The organism is Rugamonas sp. FW305-51 (assembly GCF_058786935.1).
On record NZ_JBYSZG010000066.1, the window covers coordinates 1 to 25431 of the forward strand.

Sequence of the window (25431 nt, forward strand, 5' to 3'; positions counted from 1 at the left end):
ATCCCACCCAGCCCGGCTTTGCCACCGCGCCGCTCGGCATGGTGCTCGACAACGAGCAGCAGATCCACCAGAGCGCCGAGAAGATCTACAAGCAGGCCGTCCAGCTCAAGGCCATGCCGATCGGGAACCTGACCAATATGACGGACGCGGAACGGGCCACCATCGCGGCCTGGTTCGAATCGGGCGCCAAGTAAGCGCGCCCACCCCTACAGAGAGAGAAGCAAGATGAGCACTCAAAAAGAACAACTGGCGGCCTGGATCGATGCCCATTTCGACGAGGAAGTGGGGGTGCTGCAGCAGGTGCTGCGCGTGCCCACCGACACCCCGCCCGGCAACAACGCGCCCCATGCGGACATGGTGGCGGAGCTGGTCAAGGCCTACGGCTGGCAGGCGGAAAAGCATGCCGTGCCGCGCGACGTGGTGCACGACTATGGCATGGAGAGTATCACCAACCTGATCGTGCGCCGGCCCTACCAGCCGGGCGGGCCCACGGTGGCCCTGAACGCGCACGGCGACGTGGTGCCGCCGGGCGACAACTGGACCTATCCGCCGTACGGCGGCGTGATCGACAACGGCTACATCTACGGCCGCGCGGCCGCCGTCTCCAAGTGCGACTTCGCCACCTACATCTTCGCCGTGCGCGCGCTCGAGGCGCTGGGCGTGCCGCTCAAGGGCGGGCTGGAACTGCACTTCACCTACGACGAGGAATTCGGCGGCCTGCTGGGACCGGGCTGGCTGCTGCAGCAAAAGCTGACCAAACCGGACTTCGTGATCGCGGCCGGCTTCAGCTACAACATCGTCACCGCCCACAACGCCTGCCTGCAGTTCGAGATCACGGTGCATGGCAAGTCCGGCCACGGCGCCATGCCGGAAACGGGCCATGATGCGCTGCAGGCGGCAACCAGGATACTGAACGCCATCTACGGTCAGCTGCCGGAACTGAAGAAACTCAAGTCCAAGGTGCCGGGCATCGATTCGCCCACCATGCTGGTGGGGCGTATCGACGGCGGCACCAATACCAACGTGGTGCCGGGCAAGGTGGTCATGAAGATGGACCGCCGCATGATTCCGGAAGAAGATCCGGTGACGGTCGAGGCCCAGGTGCGGGCCCTGATCGAAGACGCCGTGCGCGGCGAGCCGGGCATCCGGATCGAGATCAAGCGCCTGCTGCTGTCGCACGCGCTGCGTCCGCAGCCGGGCAGCGAGCAGCTGGTGGCCAACCTGCAGCAGAACGCCAAGGTGGTGATCGGCGAGGATATCCCGGCCCAGGGCACGCCGCTGTATGCGGACGCGCGCCTGTACGGCGAGCAGGGCATCCCGGCCGTGCTGTATGGCGCCGGCCCGCGCACGGTGCCCGAGTCCAATGCCAAGAAGGCCGACGAGCGGCTGCTGCTGGAAGACTTGCGCAAGGCGACCAAGGTGGTGGCCATGACGCTGCTGGACTTCCTGGCCGCCTGATACGGCCCCGCTCCGCTGCGCGGCCGCTTGTCGTATCATGCAGGCTGGACCCAGCCTGAGAGTGGCCGTGCATCGATATGAACTGATCAGCTGTCATGACTGCGGGGCGCTGCATCGCCGGCACCCGCTCGCGCCGCGCCAGAAGGCGCGCTGCGTGCGCTGCCGTTCTGTCCTCTATCGCGGTATCGGCTCCGATGCCGACCGCATGGCGGCCCTGGTGCTGGGCGCCATCCTCACCTTCCTCATCGCCCAGCTGTTCCCCATCGTTGAACTGGACGTCAACGGCCTGCGTTCCAGCGCCACCCTGCTGGGCGCGATCCATGTGCTGTGGAGCGAGGACATGCAGGTGGTGGCGGCCATCGTCTTCCTGTGCACCATCCTGCTGCCGGCCGTGGAGCTGGGCAGCCTGCTGTACGTCACGCTGGGCCTGCGGGCCGGCCACCATCCGCCCGGCCTGCACCGGCTGTTGCGCATCGTGCAGGCGGCGCGCCACTGGGGCATGACGGAAGTGCTGATGATCGGCATCCTGATCACCATCGTCAAGATGACCAGCCTGGCGCAGGTGGTGCTGCACCCCGGCCTGTTCGCCTTTGGTGCGCTGACGCTGATGCTGGCCGTCGTTACCGCGTTCGACCCGCGCATCCTGTGGCAGCTGGCCGACGAGCAGGCCCGCGCGCAAGGGGCGGCGCTGCCCGCGCCGGCGGCCGTGCTGAGCGGCGGCGCGCCCGCATTGGCCTGCCACGTCTGCGGCCTGGTGGCCGAGGACCGGGGCCCGCATCCGCACCGGCATGCGCGCTGCGGGCGTTGCGGCGCCGCGCTGCACCGGCGCCGGCCGGACAGCGTGGGCCGCACATGGGCGCTGCTGCTGGCCGCCGCCATCCTCTACATCCCGGCCAACCTGCTGCCGGTGATGTACACCCATTCCCTGTTCGGCAAGGAAGACGACACCATCATCAGCGGCGTGATCTACTTCTGGCACAGCGGTTCGCCGGCGCTGGCGGCCATCATCTTCATCGCCAGCATCGTGGTGCCGGTACTGAAGCTGGCCGCGCTCTCGCTGCTGGCGTGGACGGCGCAGCGCCGCTCGCGCTGGCGTCCGCTGCAGCGCACCGTGCTGTACCGGCTGGTGGAGCTGGTGGGGCGCTGGTCCATGCTCGACATCTTTGTCATTACCCTGACGGTGGCGCTGGTGCGCTTCCAGACGCTGGCGGTAATCACGGCCGGCCCCGGCGCGCTGGCCTTTTGCGCGGTGGTGGTGCTGACCATGCTGGCGTCCATGCAGTTCGACCCGCGCCTGATCTGGGACCCTATAGTATCGACTGGAGAAACGCATGGAAGAAAAAGGCCCTGACGACACGGGCGGCCATATCCAGCTGCCGGCACCCGTGGTGGAGAAGGCCAGCCGCTGGCTGCCCTCGCTGGTGTGGCTGGTGCCGCTGCTGGCCGCGCTGATCGGCGCCACGCTGGTGGTCAAGTCCATCCTGGACCAGGGCCCCACCGTGGTCGTCAGCTTCCGCACCGGCGACGGGCTGGAACCGGGCAAGACCAAGGTCAAGTACAAGGACGTCGACATCGGCCTGGTGCGCGCCATTTCGCTGGCGCCCGACCTGTCCAAGGTGCTGGTGACGATAGACATGAGCAAGGAAGCGAAGCGCTTCACGGCCGAGGACACCCGCTTCTGGGTGGTGCGCCCGCGCGTGGGCGCGAGCGGCGTGTCGGGCCTGAACACCTTGCTGTCGGGCGCCTACATCGGCGTGGACGCGGGCAAGTCGGGTGTCACCCGCCACGACTTCACGGGACTGGAACGGGTGCCGCAGGTGACGGGCGACCAGAAGGGCAGCCAGTTCACGCTGCATGGCGAGAGCCTGGGCTCGATCGACGTCGGCTCGCCCGTGTTCTACCGCCGCATCCAGGTCGGACAGGTGATCGGTTTCGACCTGGACGACAAGGGGCGCGGCGTGAGCATGACGGTATTCGTCAACGCGCCCTACGACCGCTATGTGGGCGTGAACACGCGCTGGTGGCATGCCAGCGGGGTCGACGTGCGGCTGGACTCGAACGGCTTCAAGCTCAACACCCAGTCGCTGACGGCGCTGCTGGTGGGCGGTATCGCGTTCGAATCGATGAGCGGGCAGAAGCCGGAGGCGGCCGCGCCAGCGGGCACCGGCTTCCTGCTGGCGCCGGACCAGGCCAGCGCCATGCGCGAGCCGGACGGACTGCCGATCACCACCGTGCTGTATTTCGACCAGTCGCTGCGCGGGCTGTCGCCGGGGGCGGCGGTGGACTTCCGCGGCATCGTGCTGGGCGAGGTACGTTCGGTCGGCGTCGAGTACGACCAGGCCAGGAAGAGCTTCCGCATGCCCGTCACGGTGGACATGTATCCCGAGCGGCTGGGCAAGCGCTTCCAGCAGGCCATGGCGGCTGATCCGGACCGCAACGCCGGCCAGGCCGTGCTCGAGCGCCTGGTGAGCCGCGGCCTGCGCGCCCAGCTACGCACGGGTAACCTGCTGACCGGCCAGCTGTACGTGGCGCTGGACTTCTTCCCCAAGGCGCCGGACGTGAAGCTGGACGTGAGCCAGTATCCGATGGTGATGCCGACCGTGCCCAACAGCCTCGATGAATTGCAGACCCAGATCGCCAGCATCGCCCACAAGCTCGACCAGGTGCCGTTCGGCGAGATCGGCAACAACCTGCGCGACACGCTCAAGAGCGCCGACACGCTGTTCAAGCAGGTCGACGCGCAGCTGATGCCCGAGATGAAGCAGACGCTGGGCGCGGCGCGCCAGACCTTCGGCACGGCCGAAGTGCTGCTGCAGAAGGACTCGCCGGTGCAGTCCGACCTGCGCGAAGCGTTGCAGCAGCTGACGCAAACGCTGCAATCGCTGAACGCATTGTCCGACTACCTGGAGCGCCATCCGGAGGCGCTGATACGCGGCAAACAAGGAGAACGCAAATGAAGTCCAGATCCCGTGCGCGCCCGCTGCAGGCAGAGTTGTCCGTCGCGGTAGCGCATCGTGTCGCGCCGCCGGCCGGCTTGCGGCAAGTTGCGGCGACAGTGCTATCGGTGCTGGCGCTGGCTGGCTGCGCCAGTGCGCCGCCCGACCATTTCTACAGCTTGAGCAACGGCTTGCCATCGGCCGGCGCCACGATGCCGGCTGCCGCGCCGTATTTCATCGAAGTGCTGGCGCCCAGTGTGCCGCCGCAGGTGGCGCGCAGCCAGCTGGTGATCACCTCCGGCGCGGGCCGCATCGATTTACTGGAACAGGAACGCTGGTCGGCGCCGCTGGCGTCGGAGATCGGCCAGGCCTTGTCGCTGGCGCTGTCGGCGCGGCTGGGCGCGATCGACGTGTTCCGCACCCCCGCGCCTGAGCAAGCGGCCATCTACCGCATCAGCACCAGCGTGCAGCGCTTCGAATCGGCGCCAGGACAATACGCCTTGCTGGACGCCGTGTGGAGCGTGCGGCTGGCGGGCAGTCCCAAGGTGCTGACCTGCCGCAGCGAACTCAAAGAGCCGGTAGCGCCCGGCTATGACGCCCTGGTGGACGGCCACCGGCGCGCCGTCGGCCGGCTGGCCGACAGCATCGCAGCGGCGGTACGGCGCCTCGCCGCCGGCGGCCCCGGTTGCTGAAAATTAGGACGAAAAAATGGGGACGTACCCCATTTCGAAAAATAGAGACGAAAGAAAATGGGGACGTACCCCATTTTCAAAAAAAAGGGGCAAAAAAAGGGGTACGTCCCCATTTTTTGCTAGCCTGGCAGGGCGGCCGTCACGTCCGCCAGCTGCTGGCGCAGCCAGACGTTGGCGGGGTCGTTGTCGACGTTGGCGTGCCAGTACAGGTAGATGTCGAGCGACGGCATGGCCAGCGGGAAGGGCAGGATCTGGTTGTCGAACTGGCCGTTGACCACCTGCGCCAGCCGTTCCGGTATCGTCAGCGCCAGGTCGGTCTGGCTGACCACGCGGCAGGCGGCGAAGTAGTGCTGGCAACGCAGGCGGATGCGGCGCTGCAGTCCCATCCGGCTCAGTTCAAAGTCTTCCAGCCCCGGCCCGCGCCGGCGCGAGCTGGCCATGATGTGCTCCAGCTGCAGGTAGGTGTCCATGTCGAGCGCGCCGTCGCGCACCAGCGGGTGGCCGCGCCGCACCAGCACCACCGTGTTGTCGCGCACCAGCCGCGTGTGGCGCACGTCAGTCGACAGCGGCAACAGGATGTCGATCGCCGCGTCCAGCGTGCCGGCCGCCAGCTCGCTCTCCAGTTCGCGCCGCCCCACCTGCAGCGCGTTCAGCCCGACCGAGGGCGCGCTGTGCGCCAGCCCGGCCATCAGCGGCGGCAGCACGCTCGCTTCCAGTACGTCGCGCAGCGCCACCGAGAAGGTGCGTTCGCTGCTGGCCGGGTCGAACCGCTCCACCCCGTTCAGCGTCACTTCGAAGCCGCGCAGCGCCTGCCGTACCGGCTCGATGATGGAACGGGCCAGCGGGGTGGGCACCATCACGTGGCCCTGGCGCTCGAACAGGGGATCGTCGAACAGCTGGCGCAGCCGCCCCAGCGCATGGCTGATGGCCGGCTGCGTGAGGTTCATCTTCAGGCTGGCGCGGGTCAGGCTGCCTTCGGCGTAGATGGCTTCGAACACGATGAACAGATTGAGGTCGACACGCGATATATGCATGAGATTTATACAGGATGATTAATACTATTCATTTGATGAATTATAGGCCTGGCGGTAAGCTGTGTCTTATTCTGCAACCAACGAGCGAGCGAAATGGGGAATATTTATCTGGTGCGCCACGGCCAAGCGTCGTTCGGCAGCGCCAATTACGACCAGCTGTCGGAGCTGGGTTTCGAGCAGGTGCGCCTGCTGGGACAGTGGTTCGCCAACACGCGCCAGGGCTTTCAGCGCGTGGTCACGGGCGGCATGCAGCGCCACCGCCAGAGCGCCGACACCTGCCTGGGCCAGCTGCCCAAGGCCCTGCTGCATGACACGGAGTGGCAGACCGATACGGATTTCGCCGAGTTCGACCACCATCAGGTGCTGCAAATCCACTGCCCGGAGTTCGCCGACGCGGACGCGTTCAAGCGCCTGCTGGCCCGGTATCCGCAGCCGCAGCTGGCCTTCCGCAACCTGTTTGAGCAAGCCATGCTGCGCTGGATGAGCGGCCAGCACGGGGACGATTATGTGGAAAGCTGGCCCCAGTTCCGCCAGCGCTGCGTGGACGCGCTCGAGCGCGTGGCGGCCCAGGCCGACGCGGCCCAGGGCACGGCCGGCGCCGACGCGCCGTCGCAGGCCAGCATCGTGTTCACCTCGGGCGGCGTGATCGCGGCCCTGACCCAGCATCTGCTCGGCTTGCCGGACCGGCAGGTCGTCACGCTCAACTGGAGCCTGGCCAACGGCGCCGTCACGCGCCTGCGCCACACGCCGGGCCAGATCAGCCTGAGCTCCCTGAACAACTACGCTCACCTGGAATGGCTGGGCGAAGCTGGCGCCGTTACCTACATCTAACCAGGAACCCCCTCATCATGGATTTTGCATACAGCCCGAAAGTACAGCAGCTCCAGGCCCGCCTGTCGGCCTTCATGGAAGAACACGTGTATCCGGCCGAACCGCGCTTCTACGCCGAGATCGAAGCCAACCGCGCCGCCGGCGACGCCTGGGTGCCCACCCGCGTGATCGAGGAACTCAAGGAAAAGGCGCGCGCGGCCGACCTGTGGAACCTGTTCCTGCCCGAATCGGAATTGGGCGCCGGCCTGACCAACCTGGAATACGCGCCGCTGTGCGAAATCATGGGCCGCGCCACCTGGTCGTCGGAAGTGTTCAACTGCTCCGCGCCCGACACGGGCAACATGGAAGTGCTGGCCCGCTACGGCACGCAAGAGCAGCAGGAGCAGTGGCTGCGGCCCCTGCTCGATGGCCGCATCCGTTCCTGCTTCGCCATGACGGAACCGGCCGTGGCCTCGTCCGACGCCACCAACATCGAGAGCAGCATCGTGCGCGAGGGTGACGAGTATGTGATCAACGGCCGCAAGTGGTGGTCGTCCGGTGCCGGCGATCCGCGCTGCCAGATGTTCATCTTCATGGGCAAGACCGACGCGGCCAATCCCAGCCGCCACAAGCAGCAGTCGATGCTGATCGTGCCGCGCAATACACCGGGCGTGACCATCGTGCGCCAGCTGCCCGTGTTCGGCTTTGACGACGCGCCGCACGGCCACAGCGAGATCGTGTTCGAGAACGTGCGGGTGCCGGTGTCGAACATCCTGCTGGGCGAGGGCCGCGGCTTCGAGATCGCCCAGGGCCGCCTGGGGCCGGGCCGCATCCACCACTGCATGCGTTTGATCGGCCTGGCCGAGCGCGCGCTGGAGCAGATGTGCCGCCGCAGCGTGAGCCGGGTCGCCTTCGGCAAGCCGCTGGCGCAGCAGGGCGTGACGCTGGAGCGTATCGCCGAAGCCCGCATCCTGATCGACCAGGCGCGCTTCCTGGTGCTCAACGCGGCGCACCTGATGGACACGGTGGGTAACAAGGTGGCGGCCAAGGAAATCGCCATGATCAAGGTGGCCGCGCCCAACATGGCGTGCCAGGTGATCGACTGGGCGATCCAGATCCACGGCGGCGGCGGCATGGCCGACCCGTTCCTGGCGCCGGCCTATTCGTGGGCGCGCGCGCTGCGCCTGGCCGACGGTCCGGACGAGGTGCACCGGGCCCAGATCGGCAAGATGGAACTGGCGCGCTACCGGGAGCCGGCCGCCAGCCATTAAGCGGCGCCGCGTCAGCTCAACAGCGACATCACCATCGACGAGATGCTGTTGGACTGGCGCAGCACCGTGCCGCCGGCCTGCATCAGCAACTGGTTGGTGACGAAGTCGGCGCTGGCCTGGGCGTAGTCGGTATCGACGATGCGGCCCCTGGCCACGGTGGTGTCGAACTGGCCGTGGGCCAGGTTGCCCTGCACGTAGTCCATCCTGTTGGCCGTGGCGCCCAGGAAGGAGCGCACGCCGGCCACGGCGTCGATGGCGCTTTGCAGTTTGTCTATCATGGCCGACGCGCCGGCGGACGTCAGCAGTTCGGTGCCGTCGCTGTTGCGCTCGATGCCGAAGGTATCGTAGGTGGCCGAGACGGCGTGCAGGGCTGCGTGCATGGCGCCCAGTTGCACCGTCAGGTCAACGCTCATCGTTTCGCTGGCGGACGCGCCGATCTGGAATTTGACCGGCTTGGAGAAGACGCCATCGGCGATGGTCGCCCCGGCCACCGCCGCCGCATAAGTCTGGGCCTCGGTGGCCGTGGCCTGGGCCACGCCGGCGATCCCGCTGGCCGCCGTATAGGCGCTGGCGGCGGCGGCGCGCGCGGCCTGGGTGGCCGGGGTGGAGCCGGCCACGTCGGCGGCGATGGCGTTGTTGTAGTTGATCAGGGCGGCGGCCATGGCGGCGTTGGCGCCGGCCGCCGTGGCCGTCGCCGCCGTGGCCGATGCCGCGACGGCCGTCTTTTCCACCGCCGTATCGCCCAGCAGCAGTTTGGCGCCGCCGAACGTGGTGCCGCTGGAGATATGGCTCAATTCGTGCGTCAACGCGGCATATTCCGCCTGCAGCGCCGTACGGTCGGCCGGTGAAGAGGAGGCGTCGGCGGCCTGGGTGGCCAGATCCTTCATCCGTATCAGCAAGGTGCTGCTCTCATCGAGCGCGCCTTCGGCCGTTTGCAGCATCGACAGCGACTTCTGGATGTTGTTGACGGCCATCGCCATGCCATGGCTCTGCGTAGCCAGCCGGGTGGCGATCTGCAGCCCGGCCGCGTCGTCCATGGCAGAGTTGATGCGCAGGCCCGTCCCCAGCTGCGTCGCGGCGTGCGCCATCCTGCCCTCGGAGCGGGCGAGGGCGACGTGCGCAGACAGCGAGGCCAGATTGGTGTGTAGGCTCAGCATGAGACGGTTGGCACGGGCCAGTCGCGGCGTAGCCGGCGCCAGCCACGGCCTGGGATTGCCGGGTGGGGAAACAGGTGTTTACTGTAACACTATTCTCGAATCGTCCATTCATTTTATTGCCTGGTGGAAAATGACACCCGGGCCGCAACACACTGGCCAGCAATTGACGCCGTATCGTTGACGGGCCCGGCAAATGCTCCTAGCATGGTTTTAACAAGATAGCCGCTCACGGCAAGGTAAAAAGGGGAACGATATGGGCAAGTGGACGATGGCGGTGCTGCTGGCCGCCGCATGGCAGCTGCCGGCGCAGGCGGTGGAGCGCAGCAACGCGGAGGAGGCGGTGGCGCTGGTGAACAAGGCGATCGACTATTTGAAGAAAAACGGTCCGGAAAAATCGATCGCCGAATTCAATACGCTCACCAGCCCCTTCAACTCGACCAGCGACATCAACCGCAAGGGCGACCTGTACCTGTTCATGTTCAACGCCAAACAGGTGACGGCGGGCCAGCTGGTGCATGGCAAAAATCCCAAGATTGTCGGCAAGGACTTGTCGGAAATGCGCGACGCCGACGGCGTCTACCTGATCCGCGAGATCTTCAAGACCTGCAATTCCCGGGAAGGCAAGGGCTGGGTCAGTTACAAGTGGCCCAACCCCGTGACCAACACGGTCGAAGCCAAGCAAAGTTACGTCGTCAAGGTGGACGAGTTCTGCATCGGGACCGGCATCTACAAGCCCTGACGCCGGCCCCGCGCCGGCCTAGCTCACCGCAGGATCGGCGGGAGCGGCCGGCGCCGGTGCGGCCAGCTGCTGACGCCCGGCGGCGCGCCGCAGCTGCCATTCCTGCAGCAGCCGCCACGCGGCCGGGATCACGAACAGCGACAGCAGCGGCGCCGTCACCATGCCGCCCACCATGGGCGCGGCGATGCGCTGCATGACTTCCGAGCCGGCGCCGCTGCCGTACATGATGGGCAGCAGGCCGGCCAGGATCACGGCCACCGTCATGGCCTTGGGCCGCACGCGCAGCACGGCCCCTTCCCGTATCGCCTCCAGTATCAGCTCGGACGTGAGCGGCCGTCCCTGCGCCAGGCGGGCGTTGAGCGCGTTGCGCAGGTAGACCAGCATCACGACGCCGAATTCGGCCGCCAGCCCCGCCAGCGCGATGAAGCCCACCGCCGTGGCGACAGAGACGGCGTGGCCCAGCGCCCACACCAGCCAGAAGCCGCCGATCAGCGCGAACGGCACCGTCAGCATCAGCAGGGCCGCCTCGCCCACGCGGCGGAAGGCGAAATACAGCAGCAGGAAGATCACCAGCAGGGTCAGCGGCACGACGGTGCGCAGCTTGGCCTCGGCCCGTTCCAGGTATTCGAACTGGCCGGACCAGCCGATGGCGTAGCCCGCTGGCAGCGCCACGTCCCGCGCCACGCGCGCGCGCATGGCGCGCACGGCGCCGGCCAGGTCCACGCCGCGCACGTCGACGTAGACCCAGCCCGACAGGCGGGCGTTCTCGCTGCGTATCATGGGCGGCCCGTCGTTGACGGCGATGGCGGCCACGTCGCCCAGCAGGATCTGGGCGCCCCTGGGCGTGATGAGGGGCAGCTGGCGCAGCGCCTGCAACGAGTTGCGGTAGTCCTGCGGATAGCGCACGTTGACGGGGAAGCGCTGGCGCCCGTCCACCACTTCGCCCACGTTCTCGCCGCCGATGGCCGCCGCCACCACGGACTGCACGTCCGCCACGGCCAGGCCGTAGCGGGCGGCGCGGGCCCGGTCCACCGTCACGTCGATGTAGCGCCCGCCGCGCAGGCGCTCGGCCAGCGCCGACGTCACGCCCGGCACTTGCCTGACGGCCGCCTCGATGGCGGTGGCGATGCGGTCGATCTGCTGCAGGTCCGGCCCGGACACCTTGACGCCCACCGGGGTCTTGATGCCGGTCGAAAGCATGTCGATGCGGTTGCGGATGGGCGGCACCCACACGTTGGCCAGGCCCGGCACCTGGACCACCCGGTCCAGTTCCTCCACCAGCCTGGCCGGCGTCATGCCGGGCCGCCACTGGTCGCGCGGCTTGAACTGGATGGTCGTTTCGAACATTTCCATCGGCGCCGGATCGGTGGCCGATTCGGCCCGCCCGGCCTTGCCGAACACGGTGGCCACTTCCGGCACCGTCTTGATCAGGCGGTCCGTCTGCTGCAGTAGTTCGCCGGCCTTGGCCGCCGACAGGCCGGGCAGGGCGGAGGGCATGTAGAGCAGGTCGCCCTCGTTCAGCGGCGGCAGGAATTCGCCGCCCAGGCGCGACAGCGGGATGGCCGTCAGCGCCAGCGCCGCCAGCGCGACGGCGATGGTGGTGCGCGGGCGGGCCAGGCTGGCGTCGAGCAGCGGGCGGTAGGCGCGCACCAGCAGGCGGTTGACGGGGTTGGCCGCTTCGCTGGGAATGCGGCCCCGGATCAGGTAGCCCATCAGCACCGGCACCAGCGTGATGGCCAGGCCGGCCGCCGCCGCCAGCGTGTAGGTCTTGGTGTAGGCCAGCGGGGCGAACAGCTTGCCTTCCTGCGCCTCCAGGCCGAACACGGGGATGAACGACAGCGCCACGATCAGCAGCGAGAAGAACAGGGCCGGGCCCACTTCGATCGACGCTTGCGCCATCAGCTCCCAGCGCTGCGCGGCGCTGATCGCCTGCCCCGGGTGAGCGTGGTGCCACGCTTCGAGATGCTTGTGGGCGTTCTCGATCAGCACCAGCGCCGCGTCGGTGGCCGCGCCCACGGCGATGGCGATGCCGCCCAGCGACATGATGTTGGCGTTCACGCCCTGGTAGCGCATGACGATGAAGGCGCCCAATACGCCCAGCGGCAGCGAGACGATGGCGACGGCGGCGCTGCGCAGGTGGAACAGGAACAGGGCGCAGACCACGGCGACGGCGATGAATTCCTCCACCAGCTTGTCGCGCAGGTTGGCGACGGCCGCCGCGATCAGCGTCGAACGGTCGTAGGTCGTCACCACTTCCACGCCGGCCGGCAGCGAGGCCTTGAGCGTGGCCAGCCTGGCCTTGACGGCCTGGATGGTGTCGAGCGCGTTCTTCCCGGAGCGCATGACGACCACGCCGCCGGCCACCTCGCCCTCGCCGTTCAGTTCCGCGATACCGCGCCGCATTTCCGGGCCCAGCCGCACGCTGGCCACGTCGCGCAGCAACACGGGCGTGCCGCTGTCGCCGGCGTCGAGCACGATGTTGCGGAAGTCCTCGAGCGAGCGCAGATAGCCGTGCGAGCGGACCATGTATTCCGTCTCGGCCAGCTCCACCACCGAGCCGCCCGATTCCTGGTTCGCCTTGCCGAGCGCCTCCAGCACCTTGGCGTGCGACATGCCGTAGGCGCGCAGCCGGTCCGGGTCCAGTACGATCTGGTACTGCCTGACCATGCCGCCTATGCTGGCCACCTCTGCCACGTTGGCCACCGTTTTCAGCTCGAACTTGAGGAACCAGTCGTTGAGCGCGCGCAGCTGGCCCAGGTCGTGGCCGCCGCTGCGGTCCACCAGCGCGTATTCGTAGACCCAGCCCACGCCGGTGCCGTCCGGCCCCAGTTCGGCGCGCACGCCGGCCGGCAGCCGGCTTTGCACCTGGTTGATGTACTCGGCCACGCGCGAACGGGCCCAGTACGGATCGGTGGCGTCGTCGAACAGCACGTAGACGAAGGAGTCGCCGAAGAAGGAGTAGCCGCGCACCGTCCTGGCGCCGGGGACCGACAGCAGGGCCGTGGTCAGCGGATAGGTCACCTGGTCCTCCACCAGCTGCGGCGCCTGGCCCGGATACTGGGCCCGCACGATGACCTGGGTGTCCGACAGGTCGGGCAGGGCGTCCAGCGAGGTCTGGCGCAGCGACACCAGGCCCCACGCCGCCAGCAGGGCGGCGGCCAGCAGCACCCAGATGCGGTGGGCGATGGACTGCCGGATGATGCGGGCGATCATTTCTTGCTCCCGGCGGCCGGGGCGGTGTCGTCGAATTTTGGCAGGGCCGATTTCAGGCTTGCTTCCGAATCGATCAGGAACTGCCCGGAGGCCACGACTTTCTGGCCTTCCTCCAGGCCGCTGACGATTTCCGTGTCGTCGCCCAGCTCGCGGCCAGCTGTGACGGCGACCGCCCGCATGCCGCGCTGTTCGTCGGCCACCAGCACCACGGCGCGCTTGCCGGAGGTGATGATGGCTTCCGTGGGCACCAGCAGCCGCGGTTCCGCCCTGGCCCCTTCCAGCTGCACCTGCATCAGCATGCCGGGGATCAGCGCGCCGTCGCGGTTGTCCAGTTCCAGGCGGGCCTGCACGGTGCGGCTGGCCGCGTTCACGCTGGGCAGCAGTTCGCGCACGCGGCCCGTGTAGCTGCGTTGCGGCGCGCCGGCGAACGATGCGCTGACCGCCATGCCGGGACGGACCTTGGGCACCTGCGATTCGGGCACTTCCGCCAGCAGCCAGAGATGGTCGATGGCCGATATTTTCGCGATCGTCATGCCGGGGCTGGCCATGGCGCCTTCGCGCACGCCCAGTTCTGTGATGATGCCCGAGACGGGCGCGGTGAGCGTGTAGCCGCGCTGCGCCTTGCCGCTGCGTTCCGCCTCGGCCACCAAGGCATCGGGAATGGACAGCGCCCGCATGCGCTGGCGCGCGGCGGCGGCCAGCGCGTCGTTGCCGCTGCGGCGCAGCTCCAGGTATTCCTCCTGCGGCGCCAGCCATTCCGGCACGAACAGGGTGGCGATGGGCTGGCCGCGGCGCACCGCCTGCATGGGCGCGCGCGCGTGCAGGCGCTCGATGTAGCCGGTCACGCGGCTTTGGAGCACGGCCGTCGTGCTGTCGTTGAACTGGGTGGTGCCCACCAGCGACAGCGCGTCGCGCACGTCGGCGCGGCGCACCGTGGCGTAGCGTATGCCCAGGCTCTGGCGCAGGGCGGGGCTGATCCGCACGCCGCCGCCGTCGCCGGCGGCGTCTTGGGTGGCGTTGTCGGCGCCGTCATCGGCGAACACGGGCACCAGTTCCATGTCCATGAAGGGGCTCTTGCCGGGTTTGTCGAAGCGCTGGCCGGGCGACATCGGGTCGTGCCAGTAGAGCACGCGGCGGCCCGTTTTCGGGTCGATCTTCGTGTCGGCCGGGGGCGCCGTCCTGGGCGCCATGGCCGATGCGGGGGCGGCGCCGGGCGCCGCGTTCTGGCCGCCCGCGTGGGTGCCGAGCAGGTAGCCGCCGTAGGACAGTCCTGCCGCCGCCAGCGCCAGTATCAGGTTGGTGGGATTGAATAGCTTGTTCATTGTGCTGCCCCTGCGGCTTGCGCCAGCTCGTGTGGGATGAGGTCCAGTTCCAGCCGGGCCCAGATGAGGGCGGCCTGCTTTTCCAGTTCGTTCAGTTGCAGCTGCTTTTCCAGCAGCGTGCGGCGGGCCCTGAAGACGGCCGACAGCGGGCCGGCGCCGGAGCGGTAGGCGGCCGTGGCCAGCGCGGCCTGTTCGCGTGCCGCCGGCAGCAGGTCCGCGTTCAGTTGCGCGATGCGCTGCCTGGCGCTATCCAGTTCCGAGGCCATGGTGTCGCGCTGGGCCCGCAGTTCCAGCAGGGCGTCGTCATGGCGCAGACGGGCGCTGGTGGCCAGGGCCGCCTTCTCCGCGACCTCGCGCTCCTGCCGCTGGCCGCGGTTGACGGTGAGCGGAATGCTCACGCCGAACGAGAACATGTTGGCGTACTGGCTGCCGCGCTGGCTGAAGCCGGCCTCGAAGGTCCAGTCGGGACTGCGCTCGCGCACGGCCAGCGCCGCGTCGGCATCGGCCAGCGCGGTCGCGCGTTGCGCCGCGATGGCGGCCGGGTGCCGCTGTTCCAGCTGCGCGTCGTCCTTTGTCGCGGCATGCGTGGACAGGGACGGCGCGGCGTCGGCCACGGCGTCGGCCTGCACGCGCGTCCAGCGCTTGAGGGCGATGCGCGCGGCCTGGAGTTCCTGCTCCGCGCGGCGCGCGTCGTCCCCGGCCTGGGCCTGTTCCAGCTGCGATTGCAGCACGTCGGTGGCCGTGGCCTGGGCGCCGCGATGGCTGGCGCGCACGGCGCGCAAATCGGCCGCCGTCTCCTGTTCCAGTTGCCGGTACAGCTGCAGGGCGCGCTGCGCGTACAGCATGGTCAGCCAGGCCTTGCCCGCTTCCGCGCGCACCCTGGCCACGGTGTCGAGATAGGCGCCCTGTTCCGCCTCCACGGCGCGGCTGGCGCGCAGCTGGCGGGCCGCGCGCTTGTCGGCGGATACCCATTGCTGCTCGATGCCGAGCTTACGCATGGTCATGAAGTCGGCCGTGGTGCTGAATTGATCGGGGCCGCTGAGCGGCACGTTGTCGATGCCAAGCTTGAGCATCGGGTCGGGCAGCTGGCCGGCCCTGGCGGCGGCCTCGGTACTGGCCTGGACGGCCGATTGTGCAGCCTGGCTCGCGGCCGAAGCGCCGGTGGCCAGGCGCAATGCCTCGTCCAGCGTCAGGTTGGCGGCCTGCCCGAAGGCCAGCGTGGAGGCGCAGGACAGCGCGGCGAGCAGCGCCAGCCGCAGTGCGGCGCGCAGTGGACGGCCTGTGCCGAGGCGTGGCTCTGGACGCGCGCCATGGTGCGGACGGCCGGCGCCGGCTTGCGGAATGTATGGTGTGGACATGGATACCCCTTGTGGTGAAAGACGAGCGCCGGCCTGGCCATGGGCCGGGCGGCGCAAACCAAAAGGGGAGGTGTCAGATTCTCAGGCGCTGCGTCTGCAGGTAGGGCGGGTCGGTGCCAAGCGGCGGCACCATGTCGGTCCAGCCCGGGGCCAGGCGCAGCGGCACGGCCGGCGTGGCGGCGGGAATGATGAAGGCGATGGAAATGGGCGCCAGGTCGGGCGCGGTGCCCGCGTGGTCATGCGCCACCTTGGCGCCGGACTGGTACTCGGCGCACTGGATGGGCTTTTCCTGGTCCATGCCGGCGCACGGCATGCCGGCCATGGCGCGCGCCTGTGCCGGTTCCGCCGTCTGCTGCGGGCAGACGTACATGGCCATGGCCATGCCGGCGTTCATGACGGTCATGACGAGCAGGCAGGCGATTAGCCGGAACAGGGAGGGGAAGGTGCGGCGCATGAGGACAGTGTAATGGAGAACGCTGAGCGCAGGCTTAAGAATGTCGGACCGGCTTGATGGCGCGTGGCATGCCGTTCGCGGTCCCGATTGCCCTCGGCTTGCCAGGCCGATGATGACCAAGCCGTCAATTTGATCGGAAAGGCAGCAATATTGATCGGATAAGTGTACTGGGCGCGGTCGATGGCCACTATAATTTTCCCACTCAGTTCAACCTTTTGGGAATATCGCCATGAAACTGTCCAGCACCAGCTTTTCCGACCAGATGCCTATCCCCGGCGAGTTCGCCTTTGCGGTGACCGATCCGGGCAGCCACATCGCGCTCTCCGGCAACCGCAACCCGCACCTGGCCTGGAGCGACGTGCCGGCCGGCACCCAGTCCTTCGTGCTGGTCTGCCACGATCCGGACGTGCCCAGCCGGGGCGACGACGTGAACCAGGAAGGGCGCGAAGTGCCGGCGACGCTGCCGCGCGTGGACTTCTTCCACTGGCTGCTGGTCGATATTCCGGCCGCCACCCGCGAGATCGCGGCGGGCAGCCACAGCGACGGCGTCACGCCCCACGGCAAGCCGGGGCCGGCCGCGCCGGGCGGCATGAACCACGGCATCAACGACTACACGGGCTGGTTCGCCGGCGACGCGCAGATGAGCGGCAACTACTATGGTTACGACGGTCCATGCCCGCCATGGAACGACACGCTGCTGCACCACTACGTGTTCACGCTCTATGCGCTCGACGTGCCGGCGCTGCCGAAAGCGCAGCCGCTGGACGGCCAGGCCGTGCGCCGCGCGATCGCCGGCCATGTGCTGGCCGAGGCGCGTCTGACCGGCACCTACACGCTCAACCCCAAGCTGCAGTAAGGGCGGCATGGACGGCACAGGAGCGGCGGGCGGGCGCTGGCGGCCAGTATCGGCCGCAGTTGCCAGCGAGCCGGGCGCCACCCCGGCGGACGGGCAGCGCTGGATACTGCCGTCCGGCATGCCGGTCGCGCGGCGCGGCCTGTGCATGCTGGCCCAGCCGTGCCTGCGGCAGGCGCAGCGCGCCAGCCGCTTCCGTTTTCTGGAAGCGACCCTGCTGCTGGTCGGTTCGGGCACGCTGATCCTCGACGACGGCGGGATGCAGATGTGCCTGGAGGGCCCCGCCGCGCTCATGGCGGTGGCGCAGAACGTGTGCGCCGACCTGCAGAAAATACCGGGCGGTCCCGATGCGCAATTCCGCTCGCTGTTGCTGGCATTTTCTCCGGACGTGATACGCGAGTTCCATGTGCGGCATGAGCACGACAGCGCGTCCCTGCCACCCGTCGCCCGCTGCAGCGGGGTGCCGCTGGATGAAGATCTGTTGGAGACCATCCACCATTGCGTCCACGGTGTGGACGCTTCCCGGGTCAGCGACCGCGTGCTCAAGCATCGCCTGGTCGGGCTGCTGTTGGCCCTGGCCGACCGCGGTATCGTCTTTGCCCGCCCCGCCAGGCAAAGCGTCGGCGATCACTTGCGGATGCTCCTGTGCGACACCCCTGGCCACCCGTGGACGACCGCCCAGGCGGGAAGGGCGCTGGCCATGAGCGAGGCGACACTGCGGCGCCGGCTGGCCGCCGAGCAGCTACGCTTTGAATCGCTGCTGCTGGAAGTGCGCATGCACCACGCCATGGCGCTGTTGCAGACCACGGACTGGAATATCGCGTCGGTGGCCCAAGCCTGCGGCTATCAGGCGCACGGGCGGTTCACGCTGCGGTTTCGCGAGCGTTTCGGCTGTTCACCTTCGCAGGTGCGCTGAGCCGTTTGCGTGCCATGCCTGCGCTGGCCTGCTCAGTCGATGGACCACACATAGCTCAGATTGGCCCAGGTCGGCTCCGTTTGACCTTCGGCCGGCTTGAACTTGCACAGCGAGAGCGCGTTGCGCGCCGCCCTGTCCAGTTCGGACGAACCGCTTGATTTCTGCACTTTCGATTCGACGACCCGGCCATCGCTTGCCACTAACAGCGCCAGCAACACGGTGCCGGCCTGGCCATTGCGGTAGGCATTGATCGGATAGGGCGGTGCGACGCAGCTGCGCGCATCGGCGATGACGGCGGTGCGCGGCGCATGGCTGGTGGCGGCTGCATTCGGGCCGGGACCGGCTGCGCTCAGGCTGGCGCCGGCTGCGCCCAGGCTGGTACTTGCCGCGTTCGGGCTGGCGGCCGGCGCCGGGCCCGTCCGGCCGCTATCGGCCACGGATTTCGCGTCGCCGCGCGCGGTGTCGGACGCGGCTGGCCGAACCACCTCTTCGCGCACCCGGCTCTTTTCGGACAGCGCGGCGGCACTGGCGGCGGGCAGGGGAGCGACTGGCGCCGCATTTGCCGTGGCCGGCTCGGCTGTCCTGGCCGGTTCGGCTGCCGGCACCGGCGCAGGCTTGCCATTGGCCGCCAGCGCGGGCGATTCCAGTTTGTGCAGGCCCAGCCCCATGCTCTTTAACATGGCGGCCAGGCGCGCAAAATCCGATGTCTTGGTCGCGGCGCCGGGCGCAGCCGGCACTTGGGCCATGGTGGCCGGCGCCGCCAAGGTAGCCGCGGCCGCTCGCTGGTCAGGTGGAGCGACGTGCCCGCTGGCGCCGACGGGCGCTGTCCTGGCGTTCGGGGCGCCGCTGCCCGCAGGCCCTTCATCGGCTTGTCGCGGGACGGGCGGCCATCCGGGCGCTGGGGTGTTGGCCTTGCCGGTGGCAAGTATCATCCCCTGTTCTATCCGCAGCGCCGATTGATTGTCCGCCCAGATCATCCAGGAAACGGGGAGCAGGACAATGAAAATTCCCCCGAGCAGCATGGCAACCTTGCGCCCATTCCTGCCTTTCGCGAGATGGCGGAGCAAGGCATGACGCGGTTGTGACACAGGCTGCTGGTCGAGGAGTTGTAGATCATACAATCTCCTTTGTTCTGAATCGGACAACACGCTGTAGGCGGCATTCAGCCGCATCATTTTCTGTGCGGCGTCATGGTCGCCTATGTTCTTATCCGGATGGTGCTTTTGCGATAGTGAACGATAGGCCGCGCGGATCACCTCAGCGGGAGCTTCGCGCGTGACGTTGAGACAGTCGTAATGACTGTAGTATTTTGTCAACATAGCTATTGTTATTGGTCTGCGGCACTGAAGCGACTTGGGACCTGGAAACTTATTTAGTTGTACAGAATACTATATTGAAATGCATGCCTTGAGGCGGCATCCTGGGCTGTCGTTTATTAAACAATGATTGAAAAACAACGAAAATGGTCGAAATGCACGTGGCAGCGGGCTGCTACTGGTTGGAGACCGGTCATGGCGACGTCTGCGCGTACGCGGGACGGGTGCAGTGTCAGGTGGTGTGATGGGCGTGTGGCGGCGCTGTTCGGCGGAGCGTTCGCCCCGCGGCGAACGTCCTCCCCCTGCGCGTTACCGGGCCGGCGGCCAAGTGCGCAGAATGTCGATGGCGTCGCGGTTGCCGTCCTCGGCGGCCGCTTCAAACCACGTGCGCGCTTCGGCCTCATTCCTGGGCACGCCTTTGCCGTGATACAGGCTGCGCGCATAGTCCAGCTTGGCCAGCGTCGCATACGGCGTATGGCCGCTCATGGCCGCGCGGCGCACCAGGTCGACGGCGGCAACCGGATCGGGCATCCTGCCGCCGGCGCCGCTCTCCAGCGCGGAAGCCTTCCATACCATGGCGCCGACATAGCCGGCCGCGATGCACTTGTCGAAAATCCTGTACGCCGAGTCGAAGTCGCCGCACTTGGCTGACTCGTAGCCGGCGCTGCAGACCACGGGGCTGGCGGGTTGATCGACGGCATATTCCACCGTCTGGTCGCCGACCACGTGGGCCAGGTCGGCCGGTGAGTCCGCCTGTTGAACCTGTCCGCCGCAAAACCGGTTATCGCCGCTGTATGCGTGGCCGGCGCTCAGGCCGATGGCCAGCAGGCCGAACTGCAGGATGTTTCTCATGTCGTTGTCCTTCCCCAGGTGCCGTGACGCGCAACATTGCGCGTCCACGGTGCCCATGTTAGGTGGCACGCGACGGCGACGCATACAGCAATCTGCCTGTCGCCCGGCAGGCAATCTGCCCGGCATGCGGTGGCGGACCGGGCGGGCAAATTACCCGTGCCATCGCGGGCAGCGCCCCCTAGGAGAACGGGGGCGCGGCGCGTTGTAATGACAGCGGCACCTGCCCACAACTTCAAGGAGATAATTCAGATGACTACCCGCCCGTTCGACGACCATGCCATCCACTGGACGCGCTTTGGCGAATTCGTGCCCGCTTTCTCTTACCACATCCTGCACGTCGATCCCCGCAGCCGGATTGCCGACGTCCTGTTCAAGCTGCCTGCCGGGGAGCAGATCGTGTTGCATCGCCACCGCGCGCTCAACCACACGCTGGTGCTGCAGGGCGAACACCGGCTGTACGAAACGGATGGCAGCCTGCGCGAAATTCGCCCGACGGGCAGCTACACCGTGTCACCGGCCAGCGAATTGCCGCACCGGGAAGGCGGCGGCGAGCAGGACGTCATCATCGCCTTCAGCATCCGCCCGGGCGACGACGAGGTGCTCTATGAATTGCTGGACGACGCCCTCCAGCCGATCGGCACGGTGACGTTCGCCATGCTGGTCGAGTTGCACCAGGCCCAGTTGGCCGCCGTGCCGGGCTGACGGGGGAGGCCGCCATTGCCGCTGCCGCCGTCGCGGCAGCGTGCTCAGGCGATCAGCTTGAGCTTGATGGCCAGCCGGGTCAGTTCGATGTCCGTCTTTACGCCCAGCTTGGCCTTGATCTGGTAGTGGCCATTCTGGACCGTCTTGGGGCTGATGCTGAGAGTGTTGCCGATCTGTTCGGCGCCCTGGCCGTCGAGCAGCAAACGCAGGATTTCGAATTCGCGGGGACTCAGTTCCGCCAGCGGATTGGCGTCGCGCCCCAGCAGGCTCAGCGCGATGTCGGGCGCGATGTCGGGACTGAGTACTTTCTCGCCCCGCGCGATGCGGTAGATGGCATCGATCAGGATGTCGGGGCTGCTGCTCTTGGTGACGTAGCCGAGCGCGCCGGCCCGCAAGGCCTGGGCCGCGAACAGTGGATCGCGGTGCATGCTGAAGGCCAGCATGCGCGCCAGCGGCTGGCGCTGGGCGATGCGCTGTATCAGTTCGATCCCGCCCATGTTGGGCAGCGACAGGTCGAGCACGATCACGTCGGGTTCCACGTCGCCCGCGCGCAGCCGCTGCAAGGCTTCTTCCGCGCTGCCCGCTTCAGCCTCGACCCGCAGGTCGGGGCGCCGTTCCAGCAGGCGGCGGTAGCCTTCGCGTACGACGGCGTGGTCGTCGACCAGCAGGATGCGGATCATGGCGCCGCCGTGGCGCTGCCGTCCGGCGCTGCCAGCGGCAGCGCCACGCTGACCACGGTGCCGCCGGCTGGCACGGACTGGACGCGCAGCGTGCCGCCCAGCGCCAGTACCCGCTCTTCCATGGCCAGCAAGCCGTAGCCGCCCGTGCGGCGGTTGGCCGCCTGCGGCGCCGGCCGCCGGGCGCCGCCCAGGCCGTCGTCGCGGATTTCCAGTAGCAGGCCGGCCTGGTCCGGGCGCAGCGTCACCGTGACCTGGCCCGCGCGGCCGTGGCGCACGGCGTTGGTGATGCTTTCCTGGACGATGCGGTAGATGCTGACGCCGATATCGTCGGGCAGGCCGGCCGGGGCCGCATCGGCGTCCAGCGTGAACGCGGTACGGCCGCGGCAGCGCGCATTCCAGCCGTCGACCAGTTGCTGCAGGCTGGGACGCAAGCCGAATTCCGTCAGGCCGCCGGGACGCAGCCGGTGCAGGATCTGCTGCAGCACTTCCATCATGTGGCCGCTGGTCTTGCCGATGGACTCGGCGCAGGGCAGCAGGGCCGGCACGCCTTCCTCGGCCAGTTCGCGGGCGTAGGCCGCTTCGGCGTTGAGCGAAGCGAGGTATTGGCCGAATTCGTCGTGCAGTTCGCGCGCCAGGTGGGCCCGTTCCTCTTCGCGCACCGACAGCAGCCGGTGCGCCAGCCGTTGCTGGCCGCGGATGGTCAGTTCGAGCCGGTCGATCAGGTGGTTGAACGCGGCGCCGATGCGGTTCAGTTCGATCAGGGCGAAGGCGGGCATGCGCGCGCGCAGGTCGCCCGCTTCCATCCGTCCCAGCGTGTCGAGGATGTCGGCCGACGGCGCCAGTGCCTGGTGTACGGGGCGGTAGACGAAAAAGCTCAGCAGCAGGAGCATGGCCGTCAGTGCCAGCAGCTGGGCCAGCTTGCCGGCCAGGTCCAGCAGTTCGCGTCCGTAGTTCGGCGTGACGGTCAGCTGGCCCACCGTGATGCCGGGGAAGCGGCCCACCGGGCCCTGGTACACGGCGTCGGCGCCGATCACGGCGCGCATCGCCCGTTCCAGGATGGCGGGCAGTTGCGCCGTGGTCGCAAAACAGCGCCGGCCCACCTGGTGCGAATAGATGTCCGTCAGGCTCAGGCAAAAATTGACCAGCTTGCCGATCGGCTGCAGCGGGGCCAGGTCCAGGTCGGAGCCGTCCAGTGTGCGGCTGTAGGCGTTGTCGCTGCGCCCGACGGCGTCGCTGATGAGCTGGCCGATGACGTGGCCGGTGCGCCCGATGTCGCCGCGCACCCGGTGCCGCGTTTCCAGCAAGGCCACGGTGGTGCTCAGCACCAGCACCAGCAAGGCAAACAGGCTGACCCGCGCCAACAGCTGGCGCTTGAGGTCGACGGGGCGCGGCTGGGCATGGACGGACATGGGCGGGGCAGGAAGTGGGCGGGTGCGGCGATGATGCCATAAAACGGGCGGGAAATTTGCCCGCCGTGATGGCAGCGTCGTCTACCGCCACCCGCTACGCGATCCCGACGCCGGTGCTCAGGAGCCGCTGCGTTCCCGCTGCCAACGTCCTGGCTGGCAAGTTGTGCAGCTTGAACACGCTGACTATCCTGGCCAGGTTGTCGGCTTGGTCGTGCAAGGCGCCGGCCGCGGCCGCCGATTCTTCCACCAGCGCCGCGTTCTGCTGGGTTACTTCATCCATCTCCAAGATGGCCTGATTGACCTGTTCGATGCCGCTGCTCTGGGCCTGGCTGGCGCCCGTGATGTCGCCCATGATATCGGTCACCTGGTGGATGCTGGCCACGATCCGCTCCATGGTCGCCCCAGCCTGGCCCACCAGCGCGCTGCCCAGATCGACCTGCTCCACCGAGTCGCCGATCAGGGTCTTGATTTCCTTGGCCGCCGCGGCGCTGCGCTGGGCCAGTGTCCTGACCTCGGAAGCGACCACGGCAAAGCCCCGGCCCTGTTCGCCGGCGCGCGCCGCTTCCACGGCCGCATTGAGCGCCAGAATGTTGGTCTGGAACGCGATGCCATCGATGACGCTGATAATGTCGACGATTTTGCGGGAGGACGCGTTGATCGAGCCCATGATGTCGACCACCCTGGTCACCATCGCCCCGCCGGTGACGGCGATTTCCGAGGCCGCCTGTGCCAGTTCGTTGGCCTGCAGGGAATTGGCCGCATTCTGTTTGACGGTCGATATCAACTCTTCCATCGACGAAGCGGTCTCTTCCAGCGACCCGGCTTGCTGCTCCGTGCGCGAAGCCAGATCCTGGCCACCGGCGGCGATCTGGCCGGAGGCGGTGGCGATGGTGTCGGTGCCGGCACGTACCTGCTCGACGATGGCCGCCAGGCCGTCATTCATCACTTTCAGTGCGTGCAGCAGTTGACCGGTCTCGTCCGTCGCGCTGCTGTCGATGCGGCTGGTCAGGTCGCCGCCGGCCACGATTTGCGCGACCCTGACCGCCTGCTTCAGTGGCGCCGTGATCGAACGCGTCGTGTATCGCGCCAGGCCAATACCGAGCAACAGCGCCGTAACACCCAGTGCCAGCGTCAAGGTACGGGCCAGGTCGATATCGCGTTGCGCTTGTATGCCGCTCGCTACGACCAAGTTTTTCTGCAATGTCGCCAGGGTCGAGACGGTTTCCTGCAGCGCATCCAGTTTCGGCAGCGTTTCTGTCTGCATCAATCGGATCGCTTCATCCCGGTTCTCTTCGGCAACCAGTTTCCCCACTTTGCTGAACGAGGCGACATAGGCCATGCGCTCGCGCTTGATTTTTTCCAGCATGGCTTTGCCTTCCGGGGTATAGACCAGCCGCTCGAGCGTCGCCAGCGCCGCGTCTATCGTTTGCTTGTTGACGGCGATACGTTCGTTGATCTGTGCCAGCTTCCCCTTGTCCTGCTCCAGCAATAACTCCATGCTGCGCCGCGCATTGGCGCGCGTCATCAGGTTGACCGTGTTGGCGGCATCGGCCTTGACCCACTCCACTTCGATGATCTGGCGGTTCGCCGCGCCTATGCTGCTAAAACGCGTCAACCCGATTACGACCAGGGCGATCATCAACGTCAGGATAATGCCAAAGCCGATGGCCATCCGGGTACCGATTTTCATATTTGTGAAATGCATTTCTACTGTCGTCCTCTTTAACTCACCATGAAACAAAACCCAAATCAGCGTCAGGCCCGCAACGCTGCGCTGCCAGTACGTATTGCGCCGTGCCCGGCAATGGCCATGGGCAGCGCCACCGGTGGTGCGCCTGCGCCGGCCGGCTTTGCTGCCGTCATCGTCTGCGCGGGGTGTAACTTGAACATGCTCACCACCGTGGCCAGATGGTCGGCCTGATGGTGCAGCGCGCCCGCTGCCGCGGCCGATTCTTCCACCAGCGCCGCATTCTGCTGCGTCACCTCGTCTATCTCCGAAATCGCCTGATCGACCTGTTCGATCCCGCCGCTTTGCGTCTGGCTGGCGGCCGTGATTTCGCCCATGAGATCGGTCACTTGATGGATGCTGGTGACTATGTCTTCCATGGTGGCCCCGGCCTGCCCAACCAGCGCGCTGCCCATCTCGACCTGCTCCACCGAATTGCCGATCAGGATCTTGATTTCCTGCGCCGCCGCCGCGCTGCGCTGGGCCAGACTCCTGACTTCGGCAGCGACGACGGCAAAGCCCCGTCCCTGTTC

General features: G+C 67.6%; 22 protein-coding genes and 1 pseudogene. 11 read left to right on the forward strand and 12 right to left on the reverse strand.

Annotation, left to right across the window (positions count from 1 at the left end; genetic code table 11):
• The 5 genes and pseudogenes from AC3WOS_RS26615 to AC3WOS_RS26635 form a co-directional block, all read left to right on the forward strand.
• Nucleotides 1-194: pseudogene (locus tag AC3WOS_RS26615) on the forward strand (urate hydroxylase PuuD); the annotation flags it as partial.
• Between the two features lie 31 nt (nucleotides 195-225).
• Entirely contained in the window at nucleotides 226-1458 is a 1233-nt protein-coding gene (locus AC3WOS_RS26620) for a M20/M25/M40 family metallo-hydrolase (protein WP_492720078.1), read from the forward strand.
• 67 nt (nucleotides 1459-1525) lie between these two features.
• Entirely contained in the window at nucleotides 1526-2809 is a 1284-nt protein-coding gene (locus AC3WOS_RS26625) for a paraquat-inducible protein A (RefSeq protein ID WP_492720079.1), read from the forward strand.
• The gene (locus AC3WOS_RS26630) at nucleotides 2790-4415 is read left to right on the forward strand and encodes a PqiB family protein (protein ID WP_492720081.1); all 1626 of its coding nucleotides are present in this window, start codon (nucleotides 2790-2792) and stop codon (nucleotides 4413-4415) included. Before AC3WOS_RS26625 ends, AC3WOS_RS26630 begins: the two co-directional genes overlap by 20 nt.
• Nucleotides 4412-5086 carry a PqiC family protein gene (locus AC3WOS_RS26635; RefSeq protein WP_492720082.1) on the forward strand — a complete coding sequence of 225 codons (675 nt, stop codon included), beginning with the start codon at nucleotides 4412-4414 and terminating at the stop codon, nucleotides 5084-5086. Before AC3WOS_RS26630 ends, AC3WOS_RS26635 begins: the two co-directional genes overlap by 4 nt.
• 119 nt (nucleotides 5087-5205) lie before the next feature.
• Here AC3WOS_RS26635 and AC3WOS_RS26640 read toward each other — a convergent pair whose 3' ends face one another.
• Nucleotides 5206-6120, reverse strand: coding sequence for a LysR family transcriptional regulator (locus AC3WOS_RS26640; protein WP_492720084.1), 915 nt, complete (start codon nucleotides 6118-6120; stop codon nucleotides 5206-5208).
• A gap of 93 nt (nucleotides 6121-6213) precedes the next feature.
• On the opposite strand from AC3WOS_RS26640, the gene AC3WOS_RS26645 reads away from it, so the two are divergent.
• Together AC3WOS_RS26645 and AC3WOS_RS26650 are read left to right on the forward strand one after the other, a co-directional pair.
• Complete coding sequence (locus AC3WOS_RS26645) at nucleotides 6214-6951, forward strand: histidine phosphatase family protein (protein WP_492720085.1); 738 nt, start codon at nucleotides 6214-6216, stop codon at nucleotides 6949-6951.
• 17 nt (nucleotides 6952-6968) lie between these two features.
• Nucleotides 6969-8201 (forward strand): acyl-CoA dehydrogenase family protein, encoded by a 1233-nt coding sequence (locus AC3WOS_RS26650; protein ID WP_492720087.1) that lies wholly within the window; start codon nucleotides 6969-6971, stop codon nucleotides 8199-8201.
• A gap of 11 nt (nucleotides 8202-8212) precedes the next feature.
• Here AC3WOS_RS26650 and AC3WOS_RS26655 read toward each other — a convergent pair whose 3' ends face one another.
• On the reverse strand, nucleotides 8213-9358 hold the full coding sequence (locus AC3WOS_RS26655) for a flagellin N-terminal helical domain-containing protein (protein WP_492720089.1): 1146 nt from the start codon (nucleotides 9356-9358) through the stop codon (nucleotides 8213-8215).
• A 253-nt stretch (nucleotides 9359-9611) separates the two neighbouring features.
• On the opposite strand from AC3WOS_RS26655, the gene AC3WOS_RS26660 reads away from it, so the two are divergent.
• Nucleotides 9612-10097, forward strand: coding sequence for a cache domain-containing protein (locus AC3WOS_RS26660; RefSeq protein WP_492720091.1), 486 nt, complete (start codon nucleotides 9612-9614; stop codon nucleotides 10095-10097).
• Nucleotides 10098-10115: 18 nt separating this feature from the next.
• On the opposite strand, the gene AC3WOS_RS26665 is transcribed toward AC3WOS_RS26660, so the two are convergent.
• The 4 genes from AC3WOS_RS26665 to AC3WOS_RS26680 all read right to left on the reverse strand — a co-directional run bounded on the left by AC3WOS_RS26665 (nucleotide 10116) and on the right by AC3WOS_RS26680 (nucleotide 16444).
• Nucleotides 10116-13310, reverse strand: a complete 3195-nt coding sequence (locus tag AC3WOS_RS26665) for an efflux RND transporter permease subunit (protein ID WP_492720093.1) — start codon at nucleotides 13308-13310, stop codon at nucleotides 10116-10118.
• The gene (locus tag AC3WOS_RS26670) at nucleotides 13307-14632 is read right to left on the reverse strand and encodes an efflux RND transporter periplasmic adaptor subunit (protein WP_492720094.1); all 1326 of its coding nucleotides are present in this window, start codon (nucleotides 14630-14632) and stop codon (nucleotides 13307-13309) included. Before AC3WOS_RS26670 ends, AC3WOS_RS26665 begins: the two co-directional genes overlap by 4 nt.
• Complete coding sequence (locus AC3WOS_RS26675; protein ID WP_492720096.1) at nucleotides 14629-15990, reverse strand: TolC family protein; 1362 nt, start codon at nucleotides 15988-15990, stop codon at nucleotides 14629-14631. The genes AC3WOS_RS26670 and AC3WOS_RS26675 overlap by 4 nt, the downstream gene beginning before the upstream one ends.
• Before the next feature lie 73 nt (nucleotides 15991-16063).
• The gene (locus AC3WOS_RS26680) at nucleotides 16064-16444 is read right to left on the reverse strand and encodes a hypothetical protein (protein ID WP_492720097.1); all 381 of its coding nucleotides are present in this window, start codon (nucleotides 16442-16444) and stop codon (nucleotides 16064-16066) included.
• Between the two features lie 229 nt (nucleotides 16445-16673).
• On the opposite strand from AC3WOS_RS26680, the gene AC3WOS_RS26685 reads away from it, so the two are divergent.
• Both AC3WOS_RS26685 and AC3WOS_RS26690 read left to right on the forward strand, forming a co-directional pair.
• Nucleotides 16674-17300, forward strand: coding sequence for a YbhB/YbcL family Raf kinase inhibitor-like protein (locus tag AC3WOS_RS26685; protein ID WP_492720099.1), 627 nt, complete (start codon nucleotides 16674-16676; stop codon nucleotides 17298-17300).
• Between the two features lie 7 nt (nucleotides 17301-17307).
• The gene (locus tag AC3WOS_RS26690) at nucleotides 17308-18213 is read left to right on the forward strand and encodes a helix-turn-helix transcriptional regulator (protein WP_492720100.1); all 906 of its coding nucleotides are present in this window, start codon (nucleotides 17308-17310) and stop codon (nucleotides 18211-18213) included.
• A 32-nt stretch (nucleotides 18214-18245) separates the two neighbouring features.
• On the opposite strand, the gene AC3WOS_RS26695 is transcribed toward AC3WOS_RS26690, so the two are convergent.
• Both AC3WOS_RS26695 and AC3WOS_RS26700 read right to left on the reverse strand, forming a co-directional pair.
• Entirely contained in the window at nucleotides 18246-19532 is a 1287-nt protein-coding gene (locus AC3WOS_RS26695; protein WP_492720102.1) for a TonB family protein, read from the reverse strand.
• A gap of 306 nt (nucleotides 19533-19838) precedes the next feature.
• Nucleotides 19839-20381 (reverse strand): SEL1-like repeat protein, encoded by a 543-nt coding sequence (locus AC3WOS_RS26700; protein ID WP_492720104.1) that lies wholly within the window; start codon nucleotides 20379-20381, stop codon nucleotides 19839-19841.
• Nucleotides 20382-20630: 249 nt separating this feature from the next.
• Here AC3WOS_RS26700 and AC3WOS_RS26705 point away from each other — a divergent pair, with 249 nt between their 5' ends.
• A complete protein-coding gene (locus tag AC3WOS_RS26705; RefSeq protein WP_492720105.1) occupies nucleotides 20631-21083 on the forward strand; it encodes a cupin domain-containing protein in 453 nt (150 codons plus the stop codon).
• A gap of 44 nt (nucleotides 21084-21127) precedes the next feature.
• Here the strand turns inward: AC3WOS_RS26705 and AC3WOS_RS26710 are convergent, their stop codons facing one another.
• The 4 genes from AC3WOS_RS26710 to AC3WOS_RS26725 all read right to left on the reverse strand — a co-directional run.
• On the reverse strand, nucleotides 21128-21763 hold the full coding sequence (locus AC3WOS_RS26710) for a response regulator (RefSeq protein ID WP_492720107.1): 636 nt from the start codon (nucleotides 21761-21763) through the stop codon (nucleotides 21128-21130).
• Nucleotides 21760-23172 (reverse strand): HAMP domain-containing sensor histidine kinase, encoded by a 1413-nt coding sequence (locus AC3WOS_RS26715; protein WP_492720108.1) that lies wholly within the window; start codon nucleotides 23170-23172, stop codon nucleotides 21760-21762. The genes AC3WOS_RS26710 and AC3WOS_RS26715 overlap by 4 nt, the downstream gene beginning before the upstream one ends.
• A 94-nt stretch (nucleotides 23173-23266) precedes the next feature.
• A complete protein-coding gene (locus AC3WOS_RS26720) occupies nucleotides 23267-24862 on the reverse strand; it encodes a methyl-accepting chemotaxis protein (protein ID WP_492720110.1) in 1596 nt (531 codons plus the stop codon).
• 65 nt (nucleotides 24863-24927) lie between these two features.
• Nucleotides 24928-25431: methyl-accepting chemotaxis protein (locus AC3WOS_RS26725; RefSeq protein ID WP_492720112.1), on the reverse strand; the 504-nt coding region annotated here is incomplete at its 5' end.

Excerpts from the sequence above, each read along its gene's own strand:
- AC3WOS_RS26620 (WP_492720078.1), top strand. The coding sequence starts at position 226 with ATGAGCACTCAAAAAGAACAACTGGCGGCCTGGATCGATGCCCATTTC.
- AC3WOS_RS26630 (WP_492720081.1), top strand. The coding sequence starts at position 2,790 with ATGGAAGAAAAAGGCCCTGACGACACGGGCGGCCATATCCAGCTGCCG.
- AC3WOS_RS26635 (WP_492720082.1), top strand. The coding sequence starts at position 4,412 with ATGAAGTCCAGATCCCGTGCGCGCCCGCTGCAGGCAGAGTTGTCCGTC.
- AC3WOS_RS26640 (WP_492720084.1), bottom strand. The coding sequence starts at position 6,120 with ATGCATATATCGCGTGTCGACCTCAATCTGTTCATCGTGTTCGAAGCC.
- AC3WOS_RS26645 (WP_492720085.1), top strand. The coding sequence starts at position 6,214 with ATGGGGAATATTTATCTGGTGCGCCACGGCCAAGCGTCGTTCGGCAGC.
- AC3WOS_RS26650 (WP_492720087.1), top strand. The coding sequence starts at position 6,969 with ATGGATTTTGCATACAGCCCGAAAGTACAGCAGCTCCAGGCCCGCCTG.
- AC3WOS_RS26655 (WP_492720089.1), bottom strand. The coding sequence starts at position 9,358 with ATGCTGAGCCTACACACCAATCTGGCCTCGCTGTCTGCGCACGTCGCC.
- AC3WOS_RS26660 (WP_492720091.1), top strand. The coding sequence starts at position 9,612 with ATGGGCAAGTGGACGATGGCGGTGCTGCTGGCCGCCGCATGGCAGCTG.
- AC3WOS_RS26665 (WP_492720093.1), bottom strand. The coding sequence starts at position 13,310 with ATGATCGCCCGCATCATCCGGCAGTCCATCGCCCACCGCATCTGGGTG.
- AC3WOS_RS26670 (WP_492720094.1), bottom strand. The coding sequence starts at position 14,632 with ATGAACAAGCTATTCAATCCCACCAACCTGATACTGGCGCTGGCGGCG.
- AC3WOS_RS26675 (WP_492720096.1), bottom strand. The coding sequence starts at position 15,990 with ATGTCCACACCATACATTCCGCAAGCCGGCGCCGGCCGTCCGCACCAT.
- AC3WOS_RS26680 (WP_492720097.1), bottom strand. The coding sequence starts at position 16,444 with ATGCGCCGCACCTTCCCCTCCCTGTTCCGGCTAATCGCCTGCCTGCTC.
- AC3WOS_RS26685 (WP_492720099.1), top strand. The coding sequence starts at position 16,674 with ATGAAACTGTCCAGCACCAGCTTTTCCGACCAGATGCCTATCCCCGGC.
- AC3WOS_RS26690 (WP_492720100.1), top strand. The coding sequence starts at position 17,308 with ATGGACGGCACAGGAGCGGCGGGCGGGCGCTGGCGGCCAGTATCGGCC.
- AC3WOS_RS26695 (WP_492720102.1), bottom strand. The coding sequence starts at position 19,532 with ATGTTGACAAAATACTACAGTCATTACGACTGTCTCAACGTCACGCGC.
- AC3WOS_RS26700 (WP_492720104.1), bottom strand. The coding sequence starts at position 20,381 with ATGAGAAACATCCTGCAGTTCGGCCTGCTGGCCATCGGCCTGAGCGCC.
- AC3WOS_RS26705 (WP_492720105.1), top strand. The coding sequence starts at position 20,631 with ATGACTACCCGCCCGTTCGACGACCATGCCATCCACTGGACGCGCTTT.
- AC3WOS_RS26710 (WP_492720107.1), bottom strand. The coding sequence starts at position 21,763 with ATGATCCGCATCCTGCTGGTCGACGACCACGCCGTCGTACGCGAAGGC.
- AC3WOS_RS26715 (WP_492720108.1), bottom strand. The coding sequence starts at position 23,172 with ATGTCCGTCCATGCCCAGCCGCGCCCCGTCGACCTCAAGCGCCAGCTG.
- AC3WOS_RS26720 (WP_492720110.1), bottom strand. The coding sequence starts at position 24,862 with ATGAAAATCGGTACCCGGATGGCCATCGGCTTTGGCATTATCCTGACG.